Below are 25,535 nucleotides of genomic sequence, written 5' to 3' on the forward strand. Positions count from 1 at the left end.
TGCCTATCTGCCAATGACTATCTTCCAATATCTACCTTCCAATAACTACATCTCCGTAAGCATGGACTTTTTCACAGATCAGGCGCAGCGAACTTTCCAGGTCGCCGCCCGCGGTCTGAAAAGAATCCGCATCGATAGTAAGGGGGGCGCCCAGAACGACCAGGGGTGCTCCGAATTCGGGGCAGCGGATCGCTTGCTCGAGGCTCAGACCACCTACGGCCTGCACGGGGATCTTAACGGCCTGGACTACTTCGCGAAGCTGATCCAGTGGGCTTGGCATCCGTTTGCCCTGAGCGGCAATGCCACGGCGTTCGTCAAAACCGATATGATGGATCACATAGTCGCAGCCCAGGTCTTCCATCCATTTTGCTGCGGCTACCATATCCGGGCATCCCAGGTTATCACCCATCACTTTTACCCCGAAATCGTGGCCTGCCTTTACCACACAGCGGAGGGTTTCTTCGTGGGCGCGAGCCATAACCACCACATGGGTTGCGCCGGCCTTGGCCATCATTTCTGCTTCCAGGTAACCGCCATCCATAGTTTTGAGATCGGCTACGATGGGGACTCCGGGAAAGGCTTTACGGAGTGCCCGAACGCCGTGCAAACCCTCAGCCAGGATCAGGGGAGTTCCTGCCTCCAGCCAGTCAACTCCGGCACGCATAGCCATGGCGGCTGTTTCTAAAGCTTCATCGATATTGGTAAGGTCAAGTGAAATCTGTACAATGGGTCTCATAAAAATAAACTTAGATTAAAAACGGTTCTGGGTTATCGTTACTTTTTTACCTGTTTTTGGCATCCGAAGACACAATATTACATTATTACATGACTTTATTGCACCCTGCCAATCCTAAAAATTCAGGGATTGTATGATATTATCTTGTCATGATATTATCTTATCAAAATCCTTAAAAATGACTAAAATTCATATCAAAGTTATGAATTTATTAAAGATTGCGCCCGATTGCAACCCATACTCCGCCTAGGATATAAGGAAAATAGGCACTTATTTTTTTATTAGAAGGGAAATGGTATATTTACTTACGGAGCGAAACCAAAATCGTACAAACTGTACCGGAATTAACAATATGAGAAGGCTATTTCTGTTAGTACCTGTTGCCATTTCGATTGCTTTTGGCAGTTCTGCCCAAACCCAGCACATAAAGGTCAAAAACCTTTTTTGCGAAGCCGGCGCAGCACCTGAAGCAATAGACATTGCTCAGCCCCGGCTAAGCTGGCAATTGCAGTCTCCGGATAGAAGTATTCTCCAAACCGCCTACCGGGTAATCGTTTCCTCCACTCCTGAAAATGCAGCAAAAAATATCGGAGATCTCTGGGACAGCCGGATACAAAAAACACAACAATCCATATTAGTCCCTTTTGAAGGTCCGCTCTTACCAAGCAGACAGGAATGTTATTGGAAAGTAAAAGTATGGACGAATACCGGCGATAGCAGCGACTGGAGCCAGATTGGACACTGGCGGATGGGGCTGCTTCGGTCTTCCGACTGGAAAGCCAGGTGGATAGGGTATGACGGGGTGTTTTCCTCTCTTGAAAAGCCGGACGACAGGTTCACACGGGTGGCGGCGCGATACCTTCGAAAAGAGTTTACCGCTCAAAAGACGGTTAAAAATGCAACAGTTTATATTTCCGGTGTTGGCCTGTATGAATTTTACCTGAATGGGAAAAGAATAGGCGATCAGGTCCTGGCACCTGGCCCGACGGATTACGCCAAACGGGTCTTTTATAATACATTCGATGTTACCGGTCAGGTAAAAAAAGATAAAAATGCTATTGGTGTTATCCTGGGCAATGGTCGTTTTGTTCCGATCCGCCAACACCTGGAAGACACGACCAATAATTGTGTCAATTATGGTTTTCCCAAATTATTATTCCAACTGGAACTTCTGTATGTCGATGGCACTACATCCACTGTAAATAGTGATAATTCCTGGATGATCAGCGGCGATGGTCCCATTATCTCCAACAACGAATATGACGGAGAAGAATATAATGCTACCAAAGAATTCCGGAACTGGTCACTTGCCGGTTTCCGAACGGACGGACGTTGGAGAAAAGTACAGGAAGTAGGTCCTGCCGCCCCGATAGTACAGGCACAGCTAAATCCTCCCATCAGGATCATGCAGACCCTTAAACCGGGATCGATAACCAATCCCAGACCCGGCGTTTATATTTTCGACATGAAACAAAACATGGTCGGATGGGTGAAATTACATACAAGCGGCGCCCGCGGAACCAGGGTGAAATTACGTTTTGCCGAACGTTTGCAGGAAAATGGGATGATCTATACCGAGAACCTTGGGGATGCAAAGGTTACCGACATCTATACTTTAAAAGGCCAGGGAAAGGAAGCCTGGGAACCTTCCTTCACCTATCACGGGTTTCGCTTTGTGGAAGTGACCGGCCTCCCGGTTAAACCAAATCTGGCAGATATAGAAGGGAAAGTAATCCATGACGCATTGGAAGAAAATGGCGCATTTGAATCCTCCAATGAGGTATTGGATCAGACCTATCATAATATGTATTGGGGTATCAGAGGCAACTATCGCGGTATTCCAACCGATTGCCCCCAACGGGATGAAAGGATGGGTTGGTTGGGTGACCGGGCAGCTGTGGGCACCGGAGAAAGTTTTATGTTCAATACTCATTTATTCTATTCCAAATGGATGCAGGATATCGAAGATGCACAGAACGAGGCGGGAAGTATTCCAGACGTGGCGCCCGCTTATTGGCGAATGTACACGGATAATACAACCTGGCCTGCTGCCTATGTATATAATATCCGGATGTTATACCAGCAATATGGCGATGATGCACCTATCCGGAAACATTATGCCTCCATCAAAAAATGGTTGGGTTTCCTGAAGGAGCGGTTCATGAAAGATTACATCATTACCGAGAATACCTACGGTGACTGGTGTGTGCCCCCGGAAACCCTGACCCTGATCTTTTCCAATGATTCCACCCGAAAGACCCCGGGAGATTATCTCAGCACGGCTTTTTACTATGACATGATCATGATCATGGAAAGCTTTGCGCGGATCACCGGGAACCAGGAAGATGAGACAACTTTCCGGGAAGAAGGGAAAAAACTAAAGGATAAGTTCAATGAAAAATTTTTAAACCGGGAAAAAAATTATTACGCGAATAATACCACCACGGCAAATGTCCTGGCGCTGGCCTTCGATCTCGTTCCCCCGGAACGCAGACCAGCAGTTTTTGAACAGGTGGTGGACAAAACCATGAACGAAGCAAAAGGCCATATTACTACAGGGTTGGTGGGTATTCAACAACTAATGCGTACCCTGACCAATAATGGACGGCCCGATATCGCCTATACTCTGGCAACAACGACCACTTATCCCAGCTGGGGATATATGCTTACCCAGGGAGCGACGACCATCTGGGAATTATGGAATGGAAATACGGCTAATCCGGCCATGAATTCTGCCAACCATGTCATGATGATCGGAGACCTGCTGACCTGGTATTACGAAAATCTGGGAGGCATTAAAGCCGGCAAGCCAGGATTTTCTCAGGTTGTCATGCGGCCGTTGATGGCAGATGGTTTGAAAAATGTATTTGCCTATCACAAATCTCCCTATGGAGTAATCGGCAGCCATTGGCAAAGAAAAGGGGCAAACTTCAGATGGACAGTTGTCATACCTGCCAATTCCCGGGCCCTGGTTTACTTACCGGCAAATGCGGGTGAAAAGATAACCGAAGGTGAAAAAGAACTAGCCGCAATAAAGGATATCCGGATCATTGACAGGGAAGGAGAATATCTGGTCATGGAGATCGGTTCCGGGGAATATTATTTCAAGGTAAGCGATCCGGATAATATAATTGAAGAAAAAGAGTGGAACAAACGGGAATCTCAGACGGGCTTGGAAAGTTTACAATAAGAGAGGTTAGTATTATGTTTTGGTTAAAGCTGATGCAATAAAATTTTAAGGACTACCATTTATTAATTTGCATTCTTAATGCCTGATCAAGTAGCAAACAACGATTCTATGTATTGGTCCCGCTTAAAAAAAGGTGACCATGCAGCACTGGGTCATTTGTACGATATCTATGTCGACAAATTGTTCCGGGCAGCCCTCCGCATAACCGATAACCGGGAATTGGCCAAAGATGCCCTGCAGGAGGTTTTTATCGAATTATGGAATTATCGGGAGACCCTGGGAGACATTCACCATTCACAGAGTTATCTTGTACGGGTTCTTCGGAATATCCTGTTCAAAAAATTAAAAAAAGAGAACCGGACGGCCTATTATCTTCCGGATGAGACCCTTGTTAGTGGTGAAGAGAACAGGGAGGAACTGATCATATCCTTCGATATCGACAGGGAAAAGAAGACCCGCCTCAACCATGCCTTATCCAATCTCACCACCCGCCAGAAACTTATCCTTAAATTGCACTATTATGAAGGGCTCAGTTATGAACAGATTGCCGACAAACTGAGCATGAACTATCAGTCGGTCAACAATCTTGCCTTCAGAACCATCATGCGCCTGAGAAGCCAGATGCATATTTTGATCATCCTTATCCTGCTTTTCCCTTAGCCTGACTTCTGCAATCAAGCGTTCTGACCCTTATCCTGAACCGCCAGCCCCTTATCCCCATCTTTCCGGAATCTTATCCTTAACTGTCCTGCACCATCCTGCCTGTCTTACTAAAATATTTGTTAAAAATATTTTTTTCAAATTGAGTATTCAAATAAGAGAAGCTTCTCTTAGATATGGAGAAGTAAGTATGTATAGAGTAGTAAGTTAACCAAACCTGATGCAACCAAATCACAGCTATTATAGGGATTTCACGGTGGAGCAGTTGGCTGCCGATGAATATTTTCAGGAGTGGGTCTTACAGCCGGACAGCAGTAAAGACCGCTTTTGGAGCGATTATTTACAAAGAACTCCGCATCAGCAGGAACCCGTAATAAAAGCCCGCCAATTGGTTATCGTATTGGCGGCCGGTGAATACAGCATCCAACCCTTAAGTTTTGCAGAAAAAAGATCCATCAAAGAAAATATATACCAACAGCTTGATCTCCCCTTATCGGGAAATTTCATGATTACCGAACAGGCGAATGCTGCAGGAGGTTCCACTTTTTTTGATATTCCACCCGTTTATCCTGGTCTTTTTGGGCAGCCCCGCAAAAAAAGCTGGCTGAAATGGAGTGCAGCCGCTGCTGCGTTGACAGCCCTTGTCATACCTGCTTACCTGCTCATCAAACCAGGAAAAAAAGACACCCTGCTGATCGTTCGCACCGGATACCAGGAAATGAAGAGGATAATTTTACCTGATAGTACGGTTATCCTGCTCAATCCCAATTCATCGTTACAATACAGCAGTAATTTCCCGGACGCGGCCAGCAGAGAAGTCAGTTTGGAAGGGAATGCCTTTTTCAAAGTTCGCAAAGATCCGGGCGTTAAGAAATTTGTGGTACACGCCCATGATCTTTCCATCACGGTACTCGGTACCGAATTTAATGTGAACGCCCGTACTCCGGCTACGGAAATTGAACTGACCAGCGGAAAGATCAAATTGGCCCTGGATGATAAGAAAGGGGAAGAGGCCTATATGGTACCGGGAGATAAAATCAAACTCGACCCGGTCAAAAGAGACTTTATCAAGACCAGCACGGATACGGAATTATATTCGGCCTGGACCCAAGGCAAATGGAATTTCCGCAAAACACGCCTGGAAGAAATCACAGCCCTGATCCATGAATATTATGGAGTGGATGTTGTCTTTAAGAACGATAAAAGCAAACGTTTGCGGATCAATGCGGAAATTCAGGTCAGTTCCTTGCAGAAACTGATCCCGGTTCTGGCCGAAACACTAAAATTAAAAATGACCCTTCAGAATAATCAACTAATAATTTATTAAAAATTAATTATTCACTTAAACATGCATTATTCACAAACTGCCATAAATAAAACACATGAATAAGAAAGTAACCCTTCACCCATTTTGTAAAACTCCGTTACTGCTGATGTGTATACTAATATGTACACAAACTGGTGTGATGGCCCAGGATTTCGCCTCCGCTTCGCCGGTGAGCCGAAAAAGCGTTTCGGTACTGATCGATGAGCCTGCACAGCGGACAATGTCCCTGGAGGCTTTTATGCAGCAATTCCAAAAGGACTATGGTGTTTACTATAGTTACCAGACCGATGCGCTGAAGGAAACAAAGGTCGTTTACCCTCCTGCCAAAGAGGGGAAGGGACCGGTCGATCCGGTAACGGAACTCAAGAAAGTTTTGGCTTCCGCAGGTCTTACCTATGAAAAAGTGAATAACGTTTACGTTATAAAACAAGGCATCCAAAAAAAAACAGCCCTTGCAAAACAACAGGATCCCATATTTGCGCCTATTGTAGTAAAAGGAAAAGTAACCGATAAGAACGGCCCTATGTCAGGAGTGACAGTTATGGAAAAGGGTAGAACAAAAGCAACTACAACAGACGCGGACGGTAGTTTCACACTAACCGTTTCCGGGCCAAAGGCCATCCTGCTCTTCTCTTCCATTGGCTATAAAACTACCGAAGTATCTATCAACGGACGTACAGAGTTCAGTATTACCCTCGAAGCCGGTAGCAGCGACGAACTGTCCAGCGTGGTGGTAACAGCCCTTGGTATTACCCGGGCCAAAAGATCCCTGGGTTATTCCGTTGGAGAAATAAAAGGGGAGGATATGAACCGTGTTGCTCAGACCAATGTACTGAACGCCATGGCAGGAAAAGTATCCGGAGTTTCGATCAGTTCGACCGGAAGTTCTCCTACCGCATCTGTAAGTGTAGTAATTCGCGGTATCCGCTCGCTGAACAGCGACAACCAACCTTTATTTGTAGTAGATGGAGTTCCGGTTAAAAACTCTCTCAGTAATATCGGTACTAATAAAGGCGGAGATAATGATGTGGATTATGGAAATGCCATGTCCGACATCAATCCCAATGATATCGAGAGCGTATCCATCCTGAAAGGGCCAAGCGCAGCGGCGCTTTATGGCTCCCGCGCCGGTAACGGAGTGGTGCTCATCACCACCAAATCAGGGAAAAAAGCAAAAGGATTGGGAATTACCGTCAGCTCCAATACGGAAGTAGCCATACCTTATAAGTATCTGCCTACCAACCAGGAGTATACGGTCGGTACGGACCCTTATACGACAGCCAACGGTTTTAACAGCTGGAACGGGCAGATCGTGGATCTGGCCGGTACCAATACCTACCGTTTCGGTACTCCGCTGAACCAGGGGATCAAGGCTATTCAGTGGAACAGCAAATTAAATACGGATGGAACCTATACCGAACAGGATCTGGTCAGTCACAATAACTTAAAGAACTTTGTGCAGACGGGTCTTACTTCAGCCAATAGTTTCTCCATTGAAAATGCTTCCGAAAAGGATAATTATCGTCTGGCTTACACCAATACCCAGAATAAAGGCATCATTCCTACGACCGGTTTGAATCGTCACAACTTCGCCCTGAATGTGGAGCATAAGATGAATAAGGATTTCAGGATCACTGCTTCTATCAATTATACCAGGACCAATTCGGATAATGTGGTTGCCGGTAACGACGGAGGTGTTTTAAAAAATGTCGCTTATCTTTCTCCCAGCGTGGATATCCGACTGCTGAAGAACTATTGGCTGACGCCCGGGATCCAGCAAAGAAAAGCCCTACCGCCGGTAGGAGTCGATGAGGCACCAGATGTTCCCGATCCCGCATCCGGGGATTTTGATAACAATCCCTGGTTCACCCTCAATCAGGTCAAGAATAGTTTTTTACGCAACCGTCTTTTTGGCAACGTAAAGATGGATTACCAGTTCAGCCCCCATGTCAGTGCTTTTGTCCGTTATTCCCAGGACATGCTGAACGAATCCCGGGAAACGAAGATCTCCAAGAGTTACAATGGAGAACTGAATGGTTATTACGGTATTCAGAAAATATTCAACACCGAAAGCAATACCGACTTCCTGGTAACCTACAAGAATACTGTTTCTGATTTTAATTTCTCGGTGTCCGGCGGTGGAAATCTCCAATATGTATATGGATCCAATCTCCAGACCTTTTCCCAATCCGGAGCAGGGATCATCGCTCCTGAATTCTTTAATGTATCGAATATCGCACAGACCGATCTGAGGGCGGCATCCGATTATAACCAAAAAGCCATTTACAGCCTTTATGCCACCACTTCATTAGGCTATAAAGACTTGGCTTATCTGGATCTGACCGCCAGGAACGACTGGTCCAGTACATTACCCACGGCCAATTATTCATATCTCTACCCATCCGCATCGCTCAGTTTGTTATTGAACAAAATGATCAATTTCGGGGCGGCTGTGGATATGGTCAAATTACGCGGAGGTTATGCCAGCGTGGGTAAGGATACCGACCCCTATAATCTTTACGGAACGGTAGGTATCGGAAGTTTCGGCGGCATCACTACCGAAGGAACCAATCAGGTCCTCAAGAACCCGGGCCTGAAACCGGAAAGAGCCATTTCTTCAGAAATAGGACTGGAATTGGCCTTTTTGCATAACCGTTTACGTTTTGAAGGAACCGTATACCGTTCGGATAACAAGAATCAGATCCTCGGGATAAACACTCCTTCTTCATCTGGTTATACCAACAGACAGATCAATGCCGGGCTGGTGCGTAGCCAGGGCCTGGAATTAACGATAGGAGGAACTATCCTTCAAACTAAAGACTGGACCTGGAATATGAGTGTTAATTACACGAAGAATAATTCTTATGTCATGTCATTGGCTCCCGGGGTTCCTTATTATGAATTCTGGGATGATGGCCGCAGCGGAACCTGGACTTATGCTAAGGGACAAGCTATTCCCAACCAGTTTCATGCCGACGGATCACCGGTTATCAGCGATGGAAAGATCGGTCAGTTATGGGACAACATGGTGGCTACCGTAACTGATAAAGCATCTCCTTATTATGGTTATCCTCTGCTGGACAACGGGGGTCAATACCAGAAAGTAGGGAACGGAGACTTTAACCACAAAGAAGTGGTAGGGAATTTTAACCCTAAATTGTTGATGGGCATGCAGACCTCCGTAACCTGGAAGATGCTGACCCTTACGGCAAGTTTTGACATGCGGTTGGGTGGAACCTTCTTCTCCCAGACTTACCGGTACATGCAATCCGATGCGGCTATGGCCAGACAAACCAATATGGGAATTCCGATCCCTGCAGGTAATAAGAACGATATACCGGGTTTCTTAAAATCCAACCCGGGTAAGTATATCAAATTCCAGGGCTTACAACAATTCAAGCTGGTCGGAGGACCGACCACCGAAAAAGGCGGATTCCCTTACACCGCCAATGGAAATATAACTATCAATGACGGAGCCTTCTTCCCCGGCGTATATGATGATGGCAGTGGCGGATATGTAGAGAATCTCGGTGATATGAACTTAACCAAACTGGATAGTTATGAAGATGCAGTCACTGCAGGATGGAATTTTGCACGTATGAGCATGTTCGATGCTTCCTATATTAAATTGAGAGAACTCACGATCAATTGCGAATTGCCCAGGAGCTGGTCGACCGCACTGAGATTACAGGGTATGTCCCTGGGACTTTATACCAGGAATATCATCCTCTGGACAAAATCTAAAGCAGGGATCGATCCGGAACAGGCCTTCCAGATGAGGGGCGATACGCAAGGAAATGGTTCCCAGTTCAGACAAGGGATTGAACGTTATAATATAACACCATGGACAATTCCAATGGGTGTTAAACTGGCCGTTCGCCTCTAATTTTAATAACTAGGGTATTTTAAATAAAAAATATGAAACGATTATATAAAATAGCGGGTGCTTTTCTTGTAACGACGCTTTTTCTTGGTTCTTGCCAGAAATTCACGACACTGAATACGGACCCGAATAATATTACTCCTGCAGATGCAGCGCCGGATTACCTGATGGCGAATGTATTAACGCAAACGGCCAAGGAATATGGCAATTTGGGCTCAGGCAATATGTCGGGAGCGATGCAGCAAACCTACCAGGATGCTTTTGGAAACACCTATAGCGGTTATTATTGGGATCCTGTTGACTGGCAAAATAATTATGGAAGACTAAGAGACAATAAATTATTACTTTCCAAAGCCGTGTCCAATAAATGGGCATTCCACCAGGGAGTTGCGTTGATCATGCGGGCCTTCAATTTTGGAACCATTGCAGACTTCTGGGGCGATGCACCAGCTTCTAAAGCATTAAATGGCGACCAGGATGGAGCAGTGAATCAAACTCCCGTTTTTGACAAACAGGAGCAGATCTATGACAGCGTTATTGCCGATCTGAAAGCATCCCTGCCTTTACTTTCCGGAACTACCGGAGATCATCCGGAAATTACTTCGGTAACGACAAGTTCGGATGTATTTTATGGCGGCGATCCGGAGAAATGGACAAAATTTGCCAATTCTCTCCTGCTCCGTTATTATATGCGTATATCCGCCAAAAGAAATGTACAGGCCGATGTAGAGGCGGTTGCGGCAAAAGTATTTACCAGCAACGATGACGATTGCGTTTTTGCTTTCCCGGGTGTTGACGCCAACAGCTCTTATCAGAAAGCCTCTACCTACCATGATGACGCCAATTTTTCCCATAATAAAATGTGCGCCACCCTGGTAAAATTCCTGGATAAATTAAAAGATCCCCGTATCGTGATCATGGCCGAACCCGTCGTCACACCTTCGATAGTCGATGCCAGCAAATTCGGTCCATTGGATGACTCCACACTCACGTTCAATTCGGGAGGTATCCGGTATATCAATCCCAAGGCTGCTTTAAAGGCCCATTTCAAGGAGTTTAATATCGATACCTACCAGGTAGACAGGCCTTTTGGAGTTCCCCTCGCCAATGTCTGGAATTTCTTCGATACCTCGCCTGTTTATGTCGGTATTCCCATCAGCTATTCTCCTAATGATTTTGCATATAATATCAACGGTGCCGGTACACAATCCACTTCAAAAAGCAATTTTGTTTCTTTTTTGAGAAGGGATATTTATGATAACCCCAGCGGACCCTTGCTGAAACAGCGCGTTGCTTCCTACAACGAGATCTGTTTTGATCTGGCCGAAGCGGCGCTCAACGGATGGAATGTCGGCGGATCGGCTTCAGACTGGTATAATAAAGGTATCCAGGCCTCCTTCGATCTCTGGCAGGTATTTTCTACTTATCAGGGGGATGTGAACGGTTATGCCGGATGCGTAAAAGATTATGGAACCTATATCGCTCAGCCTTTAGTAGCATACAACGGGACCTTGCAGCAGATCATCGAACAAAAATGGATCGCCTCCTGGCAGGCTTCCAACGAATCCTTCATGGACTGGAGAAGGACAGGATTCCCTGTTTTACACGCAGGATGGGGATCGTCCCGTGCTGCTGTCCCATTACGCTTCGCCTATTTTAATTCGGAACTGCAAAATAATCCTGTGAACTCACAGGCAGCAATTGATCAGCTCGTACCTTCCGCCAGTTTTAATGGAACGGATGGTAACAACAGTTCCTGGTCAAAATTCTGGTTATTACAGGGAACGGGCAACCCCTGGTAGACGAAAAATAGATTAGTTTTACCCCTAAACACCCAGTTACATACCAGAAGCTGTCCCCAAAAAGGGCAGCTTCTATTTTTAACATCTGCTAAGATTACCAATAAATAAGATCGCCTTATGAAGTTTACCTTCCCCATCCGTCCGATTTTCTTCATCCTTTCCTGTTGGTTAACAGGATTGGTTCCGCTTGCCGTACAGGCCCAGCCACTGTTTTCGGATCATTCGCCTGCTCCCGGGCGGACCTTACACCAGGCAACGATCTTTACCGGAGGGTCCGGTTTGTCGAATGGTGAAAAAACGGCAGCCACCATACTTTCGGAAGAAGTAGAAAAAAGAACCGGCCTGAAATGGGAAGTATCCGGTACCTGGCCAGTCCAAGGCGATGTCATTATTCTAAGAAAATCTTCTGTAAAAGAAAGTTCCGGCAAAAAAAAATCCGCTAAAAATTCAGCCGGTTCCGGCCCGGCAATAGATCCTGCTTCTTTCGCAGGACTGCCCGCCTTGCCTTCCGTTCCTGAATCGTTCCGGATCGGTGCACAAACTAAAGAAGGAAGAACCATTATCCTGGTGGAAGGGATAGATGGCCGGGGTGTACTTTTCGGTGCAGGAAAACTGCTGCGGATCATGCAATACAACAAAGGCAGCATCAACCTGGCGGAAGGATTAGCGCTGGCTGAAAGCCCTGACAAACCCATAAGAGGACATCAACTGGGTTACCGCAATACGGCCAACTCTTATGATGGCTGGACCGCGGCCCAGTTCGAACAATATATCCGCGAGCTGGTCATTTTCGGAAGCAACAGCATTGAATCAATCCCCATCTTCGATGAAAAACCCAGCCCTCATTTCAAAATGCCCTTGGCCGAAATGAATATGCGTATGAGTGAGATCTGTCAGAAGTACGACATCGATTATTGGATGTGGATCCCGGCGCAGTTCGATCTGAAAGATCCGGCCAAACGCAAACGGTATATCGACACCTTCGAAAACATTTGTAAATATTCGGTCCGCATCAACGGGGTTTTCTTTCCGGGAGGAGATCCCGGAGATAACCCGCCGGAACAGGTCCTTCCTTTATTAAAAGACCTGGGTGGGATATTAAAGAAATATCATCCGGAGGGCTCTACCTGGCTGTCCCTGCAAGGCTATACTCCCGCACAGAACAAAATAGTCTATGCGTACATTCAAAAAGAAAAACCGACATGGCTGGGAGGATTGATTTCAGGTCCCAGTAGTCCAAATGCGGAAGAGACCAGGGCCGCCTTACCGGCTAATTACCGGCTGCGTTATTATCCCGATCTTACCCATAATGTGCGTTGTGAATTCCCGATCCCCTGGTGGGACCCTGCCTTTAACCTCACCCTGGGCAGGGAGTCGGTCAATCCCCGCCCCTATCATTATTCGGCCATATACAAGGCGTTGCAGCCCTATATCGACGGTTTCATTTCCTATTCCGACGGAGTGCATGACGATGTCAATAAGATCACCTGGACCCGGCTGGCCTGGGATCCCAACGTATCAGAAAGGGAAACCCTGAAAGAATATGCAAATTTTTTCTTCGGCAGCCCTGTTACTGATCAAGGAGCTGACGGAATATTAGCCCTGGAGAAGAATTGGGAAGGTCCTATCGTCGCCAACGGAGGAATTGTCTCTACCCTGCAGACATGGAAGGACATGGAAGAAAAAAATCCGGAGCTATCCGGGAACTGGCGATGGCAGATGTATTTACTGCGGGCCTATTATGATGCCTATTCCCGTAGCAGGTTCATTTACGAGACCCAACTGGAAAAAGAGGCGAACGAGGTCATGTTGCAGGCAGTCCAAACAACTATCCAACCCGGAACCAAACCAATGCTTTCACCGGATCAGGCCATGGCGAAGGCCTTAAGTATATTGCAAAAAACCGAAACCGAGCCCGTACACCCGGAATGGCGGCAAAAGGTCATCGACCTCTGTGCCGCCTTATACCAATCCATCAGTCTGCAAACCAGCGTTAAAAAATACCAGGCCTCCGGGGAAGAAAGAGGAGCAGTGCTCGATTTCATCGACAGACCGCTTAATAACCGTTGGTGGATCGAAGATGAATTCAAAAAGATCGGATCATTACCGGAAACAGAAAAGAGCAAAGCCCTGGAAACGATCGCCCGGTGGGAGAACCCCGGTCCCGGAAGTTCTTATGATGATGTAGGAAATGTTTCCTTATCACCCCATGTACTGAGAGGGGAAAGCTGGATAACGGATCCCTTGCAGCGAAAAGGCGATTATACGCCCTGGTTCGAATGGTGGCAGGATGGATTCAGCCGCAAACGCCTTTCCTGGATGACGGATATGCGTTGGCCGCTGGGTATGGAATATCACGGTCTTGACTCAACGGGAAAATACGAATATACCATCCGGATCACCGGCAAGGGGGAATCGCTGTTAAAGGCCAATGGGAAAAGACTATCTCCTACGTTATATGGAAAAGAAATTGGAGAAATAAAAGAGTTCCCGGTTCCCGCAGCGCTGATACCTCATGGTAAATTGCTCCTAACCTGGGATGAGATCGATGAAGAAAAGCTTAACTGGCGGCAGCAATCCCGGGTAGCCGAAGTCTGGCTGATCAGGAATCAAAAAAAATAATATCGTGAAAAAATTTCTACTGATTACCGTTGTCCTCGTTAATTATCTGCATCCCTTTGCCCAGGGATTACCGGTAACCAACGGAGAGTCTGCCTCCGAATATTCTTCCGGGGTTAACCGTACCCATGATCTGATGCCGGTTCCGCAATCCTTACAGACCAACGGGCACCGGATGGCGATTACGGAAAAATTCAGGGTTGCCGTATCTGGTAATCCCGATCGCCGTCTCTTTGCGGAAGCCAGCCGTTTTATACGCAGGGTGGGAGAAAAAACAGGATTCTTCCTGGATAAACAGGGTTATCTCGGACCACAGGACAATGATCCTTCAGCCCCATTGCGTATCAACGTCAGGCGCCCGGGCAAACTGACCATAAAAGAGAATGAGCAATACGCGATCACCATAACAGCTGAACAGGCAGTGATCGATGCCGAAACGGACCTTGGAGCCATACACGGGCTGGAGACCTTGTTACAGCTGATAAGTGTGGATGAGGGTGGTTATTATTTTCCGGGGTTGATCATCCGGGATGCACCAAGATTTGCCTGGAGGGGTTTGCTCCTCGATGTAGCGCTCCATTTTATGCCGGTGGACGTCATAAAAAGAACGCTGGATGGAATGGCTGCGTCAAAAATGAATGTCCTGCATTTGCATTTGTCCAATGACCAGGGTTTCAGGGTCGAATCGAAAGTATTTCCGCAGTTGCAACGTACGGCTTCCGATGGAAAATATTATACCCAAAGTGATATTCATGCCATCGTCGCTTATGCGGGGCAGCGGGGTATCCGGATCGTTCCGGAATTCGTGGTCCCGGCACATACGACGGCGATCCTTGTCGCCTTCCCGGAATTAGCCAGCGTAAAAAAGAATTATACCCTGCAGCGTTATTTTGGTGTTTTCGATCCGGTCATGGACCCTACCAATGAAAAAGTACTTCCTTTTCTGGATCGGTTATTTGCCGAAATGACGGCCTTGTTCCCGGATGATTATTTCCATATCGGAGGTGATGAGAATACCGGGAAGGATTGGGAAAAGACACCGCATATCAAGGCCTATATGAAGGCAAAGGGAATGAAGAATTATATTGATCTTCAAACCGAATTCAACCGGCATTTGCTGCCCATCATAAAAAAACACGGAAAAAAGATGATGGGTTGGGACGAGATCCTGCAGCCCGGAGTGCCGAAAGATATTGTCATTCAATCCTGGCGGGGAAAGGAAGCATTTTATTCTTCCGTCAGACAAGGTTATCCGGCCATTCTTTCCAATGGTTATTATATTGACCTGGTCCAGCATACCGATACCCTGTACCTGAACGATCCGATTCCGGACGGGCTGTCCCTGACCAAAACCGAAACCGCGAATATCCTGGGCGGTGAAGCCACCATGTGGAGCGAACTGATCACACCCGAAACCGTCGATTCCCGGATATGGCCCCGTACCGCCGCCATTGCGGAACGGTTATGGTCTCCCAGGGAAGTAACCAACCTGGACGATATGTACCGGCGGCTGGATATTATGAGCCTTCACCTGGAAGCGGTGGGATTGACGCATGAATCCTATCAGCAGCCCATGTTGAGAAGACTGGCCAACTCGGAAGATATTCAGGCGGTAAAAGTTTTGGTCGACGTATTGGAACCGCTCAAGATCTATGAACGCAACCAGGGGGATACGATGTATACTGTCTTCTCCCCGTACACCAAACTGGCGGATGTCGCCCTGCCCGATCAGCCTGTTCCAAGGATGTTCAACCGGGACGTGAAGGCGTATATTTCAAATCTCTTACCCGGTCCAAAAAATATCCTGGAAAAAAGTATCCGCGAACAATTGACCCTTTGGAAGGAGAACCATGCACATTTCCTGTTAACCGTACGGAATTCGCCCATACTCCGGGAAGGACTTGCTTTATCCCAGCATCTTTCCCTGATCGCTTCGCGCGGACTCGAAGCTTTGGATAAGATCGCGCAGGGAAAAAGGGGGAATGAGGCCTGGCTAAAAGAATCCCTTGAACAGGTGGGACAGGCAAAGGAACAGGGCGGACGTTGTGAATTACAAGTGGTTAGTGGAATAGAAGGACTTATCAGACAAGCAGCAAAATAAAAACTACTACATGCAAGAGATTCAACAAGAAAGATCCCAACAGGCAACCGTACATAATTTGCCGCAGGAGAAGGGCTCGCGTTTACTGGCCCTGGATATATTCAGGGGGCTGACTATTGCTACGATGATCACGGTAAACGATCCCGGGATTGAAGAAAGGTCCTATGCTCCCCTGCTTCATGCCAAATGGAACGGCATCACTCCTACCGATTTTGTATTTCCATCGTTTATATTCATGGTGGGTGCTTCCGTTGCCTTGTCTTATTCCAGGCAATTGGCAAAGAATGTTCCGAAGACGCAAATGATCCGGAAGATTCTCAGAAGGGCGTTGACTCTTTTTGTACTGGGAGTATTCCTCAGTATCCTGCCAAGTTTTGATTTTTCCATATACCGTATTCCGGGTGTATTACAACGAATATCTATTGTCTATTGCGCCTGTTCATTTCTGTTCCTGTACACCGGTTGGAAAACCCAGGTTAAACTGGCGGCCATCATCCTTATTGGCTATTGTATGGTCATGACATTGATACCGGTTCCCGGTTACGGATATCCGATCCTGGAGCCGGGTAAAAATCTGGCGGCCTGGCTGGATGCTATCGTTATTCCCGGAAGATTCTGGCAGGGCAGTTGGGATCCGGAGGGTGTGCTGAGTACATTTCCTGCTATCGTAACGGGGATCAACGGTATGCTGGTGGGCCACCTGTTCCTGAGCAATAAAAGTTCAGAACGGAAGGTCATCTGGTTGTTTTTTACCGGTTTTATCTCCTTTGCCTTGGCCAATGGCTGGAATTGGTTCTTTCCGATCAACAAAAATCTCTGGACCAGTTCTTTTGTTTTGTATACCACGGGGCTGGCCTGTATGATACTCGCCTCTTTGTATTTCCTGGTAGATATCCTGGGCTATAAACGCTGGTCAAAGTTTGCCGTGATCTATGGATCCAATGCGATCGCCGCCTACCTGGTAGCGGAAGTTTTCGACGATCTGCTGTCCTGGAAATGGGGAGGGAAAGAAGGAGTCAGTGCCAAAACTCATATCATCGATACCTTTCTCAAAACCGGTATTTCCCCGGAATTGTTATCCTTTTTCTATGCAATTTCCTTCTGCCTGCTTTGTTTTATACCAATCTGCATTCTTTATAAGAAAAAGATTTTTTTAAAGATCTAAGAATAGAAACTCCCAAGCTCTCCCATTATGAAGTATCCACAATTATGAAGTATCCACTCTTGAAATATTCGATTATGAAGTATCCGGTTTTTTTTATTTTCTTTTCCCTCCTGCTGCGGGCTGGCGTCGCCCAGACCCTCCCGGGGAAGATTGACAATAGTCTCCAGGCAGGCGCAATGGCCCGGGGCAGCAATATTACCCAGGTCAACGATGAACCCTTCTGGCAGGAATATCACGAAGCATACCCGGTTGGCAAAAGCCCCGAAGAGAACGAGGCGAGAAGTATTGCGGTAGACAAGTCGTCGAATGTATGGGTGGCTACGGCCGCAGGTATCTATATGAAAAAGAACGGTCAGGCGGAGTGGACCAGTTTTTTTCCCGAAGCGGAAAAAGGGCCGGCCTTTGCCGTAGCGGCGGACGGAGAAGATGTAGTTTGGATGGGGGTATGGAATGGCGTCTATACCTGGAAGAACGGGCAGCTAAAAGCTATTCCCGGAACTTCAGGGCCGATATCCACCCTTTGCGCGGCAAAAGAAGGCGTTTATGCCGTCGGTCCGGATGGTATATGGCTATATACCGGTGGTGCGTTCGTGAAAAAAGACTATCCCATTGCCCGTTCGGTCCGTAAAGTCATTACGGATGGCAAGGGAGGCATCTGGGTAGCTTCCGATGTCGGCTTATATCATTGTACGGCGAAAGGGACGGAATACTTTCAGAAAACCGATGTTTTATTAAGCGCATATATAAAGGGGGTGGCCCTTGATAATGACGGAAAGATTTGGGCGGGAGGATTAGGTGGTGTTACCATCTTAAAGGATAACCTGAAGGTAAGAGTGATCCGTCCGCAGGAAGGTTGTCCATCCATCCATGTCACCAGCGTGGAGCAGGCTACGGACGGGACCATGTGGATCGGAACCGAAGTGGGCGTAGTCCGGTATCTCCGGAATGGTTCTCATTCACTCCGTTTCAGTCGCCGCTGGCTGCTGGACGATCATGTCAACGCGATCACCTTTGATGGGGAAGGTAATGCCTGGATAGCTACAGCCAAAGGTGTGAGCGCCATCAAAAAAAGAAAAATGACCCTGGATGCCAAACAGGAATACTTCTATGATGTGCTGATGAAAAGACATATACGCAAACCCTGGAGCGCCGGAGCCTGCCGTTTGCCCAATCCCGGCGATACCAGTACCTGGGAGGCAGAGGATGACGATAACGATGGAGAATTCGGAGGTAATTACCTGGCGATGGAAAGTTTCCGGTATGCGGTGACCAAATCTGCCGATGCACGCGAAAAAGCAAAAAAAGGGTTTCACTTTCTAAAAATGCTGCAGGAAGTAACTAACGGAGATGGTTATTTTGCCCGCTCCATCGTACCCCTTGCTTGGGAGAATAAAGTCCATGACGGCAACCGTACCTACACCGAAAAAGAAAAGGCAGATGAACTGGTAAAAGAACCCCGTTTCAAACCGGTGGAAGTACGGTGGCGAAAATCCCAGGACGGACAATGGCTATGGAAGGGTGATGCCAGCAGTGATGAATGGTGCGGTCATATGCTGGGCTATTTTTATTATTATCAGCTGGCAGCGGACGAAGAAGAGAAAAAGGTCGTGCGGGAACACGTGTCCCTTTTATTGGATCATGTTATTGCCAACAATTTTGCCATGATGGACATCGACGGTACGCATACCCGCTGGTCGGTTTGGTCCCCCAATTCCCTGAACCGTGACCCGGAATGGGCCCCGGACCGCTATGGCAATTCGATGGAAATTCTTGCCTTTCTGAAACTGGCCTTCTATATGACCGGCAATAAGAAGTACCAGGAAAATTATCTGAAACTGATCAACCAGGAACATTACCTGGAGAATATGGCAAAGGTCACTCAACAAAATCCAGCCTGGTATATATATTACGATATGATCATGCAGGCCTATCTGTTCCCCATATTCCTTACCTGCGAAAAGGATCCCCAACTCCTTGCTTTTTATATGGAGCAATCGGGAATCTGGATGGCCCGGCGGAGAGGTGATAAAAATCCACTGGTCAATTTCCTGTATTCCTATGCTACCCATCAAAAAGAAGAACTTCCCGCATCCGTGGAATTTCTGCGGGATACGCCATTGGACCTGGTCTGCTGGATAGTAGACCATACCAACCGCGAAGATGTCAGAATAGTCCACGCACCGGTTTTGGACGGCAGGCAGGTCAGCGAATTGCCTCCGGCCAGTATCCGCGCGGTTGTCCGCTGGGACCGGAACCCGTGGGAAGCCATCGATGGGGGACCGGATATGGAAAAGGACCCGGTCTTCTGGCTCCTTCCCTACTGGATGGGCAGATATCTGAATATGATCAAATAAAAAATGGCCCGGCTTCCGCCGGGCCATTTTTTATTAACTCCATTTTATTTCTCTCCCATTTTATTCTTTTCGAATTCTCTTAAAATCTATAACAATTCCGTTAACGAGCAGCTTATTGCCTTCATAGGTCTGTTTCCCTGCAGAAGGAACACATACGATTACGGCCTCCTGGTAAGGAGCTAATTTAAGATTAGCCTTAGCGCCTACTTTCCTGGCAAGAAAAGTACCGGTTACCGTATTGTACAGATCGAAAGTCCCGCCTTTCTCAGGCTGGAAAGAGATCGTTTTCGTTTCTCCATAGGGATTATAGTACAGATAAGTAGGAAAGGCCTTATCATGATAAAAATCAGTAGCCAGCAGGTCCAGTTGCAGGATCCCGGTTATTGCCGTTGGACGGATGATACGTCCGAAAATTCCAGCGTGTGCGCTTCCATACACACTGAATTGGGATTCCTCCGGATTTTTGCCCGGTGCTGGTACCCAAAGCGGACCATCCCCCTGTGCAACAGGCCCGTTCAAATGTTCGTATGGCGGGTAAGAAGAACGGCGGATCATCCCTTCATACCCGATCACTCCTTTGGTAACGGAGGCAAGCTGAGGTATGGTCTGGTGATCTGCCGGCATATACTGAGGATAAAACAAACGGGCTGCATTGGCAGCGTGGAGCATCCATTTCCCGATAGCATTCGCAAAGGAAGGATCATAACGGACCAGTGGGATCAGCGGCAGGGCTGCATCATAGGTGTTCATTAAAAATCCGTATCCTCCATGATCGACGGTACTCCCGACAATACCGGAAATGTCAAATCCATTCCAGTTACCAACCAATACACCCCATCCTTCCCGGCAAACAGGCGTTCCGTCGAAAGAAAAACCCAGCATCTTCCGAACGTCAAAATTCATCCCCTGCTCGGCGTTGATCCGTGCCGCCAAATAGGCGCCAAAGGGCATCAGCACTTCATAAGTAGGATTTGTTTTCTGTGCTTCCAGAGCAGTCAGTGCACTGAGGGCCCCTTTTAAATAACGGGGATCCCCGAACTTTTTATAGGCGCAGTACAGCACCCATGCATGCCCGGCAGCAGCGTCGGGCTGTGCACAGATAGCCGTTTTCATGGGTTTCATTTTGCCGTAATCGAAATAGGAATAATCATAATTTCCGTTCAGGACGGAATCGGCCTGGTAAAATTTATCGGCGATGCTCCTGGCGATCTCCGTAAAACCCGGTTGATCAGGATATAAATCACAAATGGCATAGAACAGCACATTGGGATAAACATCATACCACCAGTCACGGCCATAACCTCCTCCAAGCAGGGCTACCTCCGGGCAGGTATTATTCATCATGATATCCCAACCGGTTTCCTTATTAAAATAATTCTTCAGCATCCCCACATAATTCAGTCCCTTTTGATTGCTTTTATCGATACCCACCAGGGTCGCTCCCAAAACGGCGCCCATCGATGCCAGGGCTTCATGAAAAATGCCTTTATTATTTGCCGGTCCCTGCCGCGTATCGCCGATGGCCGTATAGATCCCGGCAACCGGCTGTGGAAAATTCCTGTTGCTGCTGTCCATCCAGATAAGGGGCCAGAATTTTCCTTTTGCCTTAAAGTCATATACAGTGCTGTCAAAACGAAGGGCTAGTTTCCGGTAATCGATAATTTGTAAAGGCCTTGGTAAATCAGACATCTGATCCACCCGGGGCAGATCCTGCTGCCGGACCTGAGCCCTAACGGGTAGGGTCACAATTACGGATAAAAATGAGAACAACAGACAACCATAAGAACCAATCAACATTCGCTTCATCTGGAAAATATTTATGTTATTCACTTGCAATTTTAACTTATGCCTTCTTCTACACAGGATACGCCAAGCCAACAATCGTTTCAAATAATCAAATCTCCCCCCGAAGTACAACCTCATGCTCCACTTTTAATTCAGAAACCCCTGCTGAACCGGCGGTATCACCTTGTTCACCGGTAAGCGTTTTTCCCTGGCGGATGATCTTACCCGCAACGAATATAGAACTCAACTGGAAAACGGCAATAATAATGATCGCATACCGCAGGGCGATCTCCGTAGAGATCGTATAGGCCAGTACGAGGAAAGTGCCGGCGCCCAGGAACCGTCCAACATATAATCCCGCCTCGTGGTTCAGAATATAGGCGAACTCACCCCTGTTCTCAATTTTCGAAACGATATCGATCACCTGGAACTGGATGGGGAAATAAGCAAGATCCATCAGGGGTTTGGCAATCAGCAGAAAAAGCATGAACAGGATGACGCCTGTCTGGTTAAAAAGGATCCCGTTGGCAATGGCTGCCAGGGCAAACAGGATAAGACCTGCGGCAAAGATCTTTATGCGGTGTCCTGGTTTGGAAACCCGGCCGATTATATACATCAGGATAGCCGCTATAATAGCGCCGATGGATTGCGCCGTACCTAAAGCGCCTTCTTTACCTAACAATAACATAATAAGCATAGCGGGGGCAGTTACCAGAAATCCCTGGGCCAACCCTTTTAACAAAGCAAGAAAAAGCAGTTTATACCATAAGGGGTGAAACTTAAAAAAAATGAATTTCTTTTGTTCCGGGTTTTTAAATGTCCCTCTGAAACAAACTACCGAAGCCAGGATCGTTATAATAAAGACCGCCCCGGTGATCATCAGGTAAGCTCCATGCACCTGGCTGTCTCCACCACCTCCTCCGCCGCCTGTTTCGAGGAACCAGCCGATAGCTACCGGCACCACCACAGCAATGATAGTGTAGAAAAAAGTTTCCAGCCCGTAATAATAATTACGGTTCCCGTCATTGGTGATCGCCAGCGCCAGATAGTCGCGGTTTGCCCAGTAAAAACCGAAGGACATGCCCATAGTGATCCCTGCTATCCCGATTCCGGTGAGGTCAAGGGATTTCAGATTCATCATGATCATCATCGACACTCCGCTGAGCATCATCCCTGCAGAATATAGTTTTCGGATATTAAACCGTTTTAATAAAAAACCGTTTAAGAGAAAAGTCAGGGGAATTCCCGTATAGATCGTCAATTGATAGATAACGACCTTATTCGGATCGTTGGAGCTTCGCATGACATAAGCCGCTACGAAAATATCGATAACAGGTAATACCAGCGCATACACCAGGTTGGTCAAAATAAGGATACGAAAATTGTGGGGCTGGCTTTTAAAATGATCTACTTCCTTTTTCAGATTATTGAGCATGACCAGGTTTTAAGTATGAACAAATCTCTTTGATCGAAAAATGGGCCCCGCAGACAAATTCGTCGGAAGCCCCATAATAAACGGTGAGGGTGTCTCCATCCGGGCCGACGACATGACCGTTGGTAAAAACCACATTCCCGAAAAATCCGCTCAATTCATAGGGAGCAGAAGGGATCATAATGGGTTCTTCCGTGCGGGCTATAACAAGGGAAGGATCATCCAGGTCAAGCAGGAAGGCGCCCAAACAATACTGGTGTTCGGCGTTGGCGCCGTGATAGATCTCCAGCCAGCCTTTTTCTGTGCGGATCGGTGCAGCCCCGGCCCCCACCCGTGCGCTGTCCCAGCGACATTCCCGGGTCCTGACGATGCATTTATGATTACCCCAATGGATACCGTCCGGTGACTGGGCAAGCCATATATAATTGCCCCCTATATCAACGCTGCTTGGACGATGTAACGCATAATACAGACCGCCGATCCTATCTTCGAAAATGGCACAGTCTTTATTATGCGGAGGCAGTATCATTCCCTGAGACTCAAATTGTTTCCAGTTCGCAGTTGTCCGCAGACCTACGCCAACTCCCTTATCGGATACGGCCGTAAAGGTCAGGAAATACTTCCCCTCCAAAAAAGTGACCCGGCAGTCCTCCACGCCGAAGGATTGAAGAATGCCTTCTCCGTACAGGGCAGGATAACCTTCCGGCTCATAAAAATGAACCTGATCATCACTGCAGAGCAAACGCAGGTGCGACAGGGTCGTCAGGTAATCCGATCCTTTATAGTTGATGACCCTGGCATCGGTAGCGTCAAGCGCAGGATCGTCTTTTGCAATCTCCATGATCTGAATATGCCTGGGTGTCAGGATCGGGAAAGATATAAAACCGTCTTTTTGAAGGGGTCTTTCGGCCACCCGCACGATCAGCCAGGTTTTATTCTCAAACCGGAAAACCCCCGGGTTCAGCAGACAGGCAATATGAAGACCGTCACTGCTGGCTTTCAAATCGCCGGGAGACAATAGTGGATTTTCGGGAAAACGTTTGGCTATGTCTGTCATTCGGTTATTTTATTAAATACAATAAGGCATACTGTTACTTATCATTACTTTTATTTATACTTATTCAAGGCTGTCCTTACCGCCGGATTGGCTTCCACGAGCTGCATCGTCAACAAGGCTTCGACACAGGATTCGGCTCCAGCATTGCGGTTGACCAAATTTCCGGCACTGATTGCATCGAAACAACGGCCTGTAGTGGAATCATACATGACGGTCTGTGCCGGGTTCTTATGAAAGAACCACGCGCTGAGCTGACCGGCGAGATCGGCATACTTAAGATCCTTTGTCAGGGCAAGAGCATCGACTGCGGCAGAAACGAAGGGTCTTACCCCATAGGCGATCTGTTCATAATTTTGAATATTCTGCGCAGAAATGGATCCATTGGAATTCTCAATTTCAAAGGAATATTTGAATCCGTTCTGCAGCAGCCAGGGATAAAAATGATCCACTTCCGCCAGCGCCCGGTTGGAATAGGATGTATCATTCAGAAATTTACTCACCAGGAAAAGAGCATGTGCCTGATCGCTTCCATAGGCATGCCAGAGTGTCCCGGAACTAAGAAAACAACTATAGGGGAAATGGCCTGCATCTCCCTGCTGCGAAAGGACGATCCCATCCGCAAGTTTTTTGATGTATTGTTTTATAAGGGCATCCCCGCTGGTCTGTGCATAAGGAATCAGGCCCAGCAACAACGTAGCGCCGGCATCCGCTCCTTCAGGAAGCCATTGCGGAACGATTATCCCGTTCTGCATTACCGTCGTTTGTGGTAAATTGACCAGGTCGGTCTGAATACGGCCGATCAGTTTCCCGATCGCCTCGTCCATCTGAGCTGCCAGGATTGCATTTTTGGGCCGTATGAGCGGTCCGGCTTCCGTAAGTGCCTGCAAAGCCCGCCAGGACCACCATTTGGGCAAATTGACACTGGTACTTCCGGTGGTATTGATGGTGTTTCCTGTCTGGAAAAAATTATAAAAATACCCGTTGGGCGATTGCATATTGACGACGAAACGGATCAGGTTATATGCCCTCGACTGAACAGCCGTATCCGTGGCAAAACCGGGTTTCCTCAGATAGAACAGGGCAGCACGGGCGACATCGTCAATACAGGTAAAACCCTCCCCGGCCGCATCGGCAAGGAGGTAGGATGGCGCATTGGCATAGATATAAATACCCGAAGCCGTATTCCCGTTTGGGAAGATAACAGGTACGGTAAGGTGCTCCAAATGAGCTTCGTTCACCAGGGTCAAGGTGCCCCTTACGGGGTTGATCACCGGAGGTACAACCGGAGGCGCAGTAGTACTATCTTTTGTTTTACTGCAGGAACTACTGCAGGAGCAGATCATGAAAAGGAACAAACACAAGACCGGGAAGGAACTGTTCCATAGTTTGGAACAGTTCCCTGAATAATTATTCTTTGGCATACG

At 47.4% G+C, this 25,535-nt stretch carries 14 protein-coding genes; 9 read left to right on the forward strand and 5 right to left on the reverse strand.

Translation table 11 applies throughout. The features are described 5' to 3' along the window. Positions 1 to 31: 31 nt before the first annotated feature. Positions 32 to 736 carry an orotidine 5'-phosphate decarboxylase / HUMPS family protein gene (locus ACX0G9_RS14980; protein ID WP_459065736.1) on the reverse strand — a complete coding sequence of 235 codons (705 nt, stop codon included), beginning with the start codon at positions 734 to 736 and terminating at the stop codon, positions 32 to 34. 352 nt (positions 737 to 1,088) lie between these two features. Between ACX0G9_RS14980 and ACX0G9_RS14985 the strand changes: the two genes are divergently transcribed. From ACX0G9_RS14985 to ACX0G9_RS15025, 9 genes are all read left to right on the forward strand, one after another. Next, entirely contained in the window at positions 1,089 to 3,926 is a 2,838-nt protein-coding gene (locus tag ACX0G9_RS14985; protein ID WP_459065737.1) for a glycoside hydrolase family 78 protein, read from the forward strand. A gap of 78 nt (positions 3,927 to 4,004) precedes the next feature. Further along, positions 4,005 to 4,586: an RNA polymerase sigma factor gene (locus tag ACX0G9_RS14990; RefSeq protein ID WP_459065738.1), complete on the forward strand. Its 582-nt coding sequence runs from the start codon at positions 4,005 to 4,007 to the stop codon at positions 4,584 to 4,586. Positions 4,587 to 4,806: 220 nt separating this feature from the next. Beyond that, complete coding sequence (locus ACX0G9_RS14995; RefSeq protein WP_459065739.1) at positions 4,807 to 5,913, forward strand: FecR family protein; 1,107 nt, start codon at positions 4,807 to 4,809, stop codon at positions 5,911 to 5,913. Between the two features lie 55 nt (positions 5,914 to 5,968). Next, positions 5,969 to 9,799, forward strand: a complete 3,831-nt coding sequence (locus ACX0G9_RS15000) for a SusC/RagA family TonB-linked outer membrane protein (RefSeq protein WP_459065740.1) — start codon at positions 5,969 to 5,971, stop codon at positions 9,797 to 9,799. Between the two features lie 32 nt (positions 9,800 to 9,831). Beyond that, the gene (locus ACX0G9_RS15005; RefSeq protein WP_459065741.1) at positions 9,832 to 11,598 is read left to right on the forward strand and encodes a SusD/RagB family nutrient-binding outer membrane lipoprotein; all 1,767 of its coding nucleotides are present in this window, start codon (positions 9,832 to 9,834) and stop codon (positions 11,596 to 11,598) included. Between the two features lie 117 nt (positions 11,599 to 11,715). Beyond that, positions 11,716 to 14,220, forward strand: coding sequence for a hypothetical protein (locus tag ACX0G9_RS15010; protein ID WP_459065742.1), 2,505 nt, complete (start codon positions 11,716 to 11,718; stop codon positions 14,218 to 14,220). A 4-nt stretch (positions 14,221 to 14,224) separates the two neighbouring features. Next, positions 14,225 to 16,318, forward strand: coding sequence for a beta-N-acetylhexosaminidase (locus ACX0G9_RS15015; RefSeq protein WP_459065743.1), 2,094 nt, complete (start codon positions 14,225 to 14,227; stop codon positions 16,316 to 16,318). Positions 16,319 to 16,328: 10 nt separating this feature from the next. Continuing rightward, positions 16,329 to 17,483: an acyltransferase family protein gene (locus tag ACX0G9_RS15020; protein ID WP_459065744.1), complete on the forward strand. Its 1,155-nt coding sequence runs from the start codon at positions 16,329 to 16,331 to the stop codon at positions 17,481 to 17,483. Positions 17,484 to 17,557: 74 nt separating this feature from the next. Continuing rightward, the gene (locus ACX0G9_RS15025) at positions 17,558 to 19,837 is read left to right on the forward strand and encodes a ligand-binding sensor domain-containing protein (protein WP_459065745.1); all 2,280 of its coding nucleotides are present in this window, start codon (positions 17,558 to 17,560) and stop codon (positions 19,835 to 19,837) included. Between the two features lie 60 nt (positions 19,838 to 19,897). Here ACX0G9_RS15025 and ACX0G9_RS15030 read toward each other — a convergent pair whose 3' ends face one another. The 4 genes from ACX0G9_RS15030 to ACX0G9_RS15045 form a co-directional block, all read right to left on the reverse strand. Next, positions 19,898 to 21,643: a hypothetical protein gene (locus ACX0G9_RS15030; RefSeq protein WP_459065746.1), complete on the reverse strand. Its 1,746-nt coding sequence runs from the start codon at positions 21,641 to 21,643 to the stop codon at positions 19,898 to 19,900. Between the two features lie 88 nt (positions 21,644 to 21,731). After that, a complete protein-coding gene (locus ACX0G9_RS15035; protein ID WP_459065747.1) occupies positions 21,732 to 23,057 on the reverse strand; it encodes an MFS transporter in 1,326 nt (441 codons plus the stop codon). Next, entirely contained in the window at positions 23,047 to 24,111 is a 1,065-nt protein-coding gene (locus tag ACX0G9_RS15040) for a glycoside hydrolase family 130 protein (RefSeq protein WP_459065748.1), read from the reverse strand. The genes ACX0G9_RS15035 and ACX0G9_RS15040 overlap by 11 nt, the downstream gene beginning before the upstream one ends. 50 nt (positions 24,112 to 24,161) lie before the next feature. Beyond that, positions 24,162 to 25,532: a hypothetical protein gene (locus ACX0G9_RS15045; RefSeq protein WP_459065749.1), complete on the reverse strand. Its 1,371-nt coding sequence runs from the start codon at positions 25,530 to 25,532 to the stop codon at positions 24,162 to 24,164. Between the last annotated feature and the right edge of the window lie 3 nt (positions 25,533 to 25,535).

This window comes from Flavitalea flava (assembly GCF_054461575.1).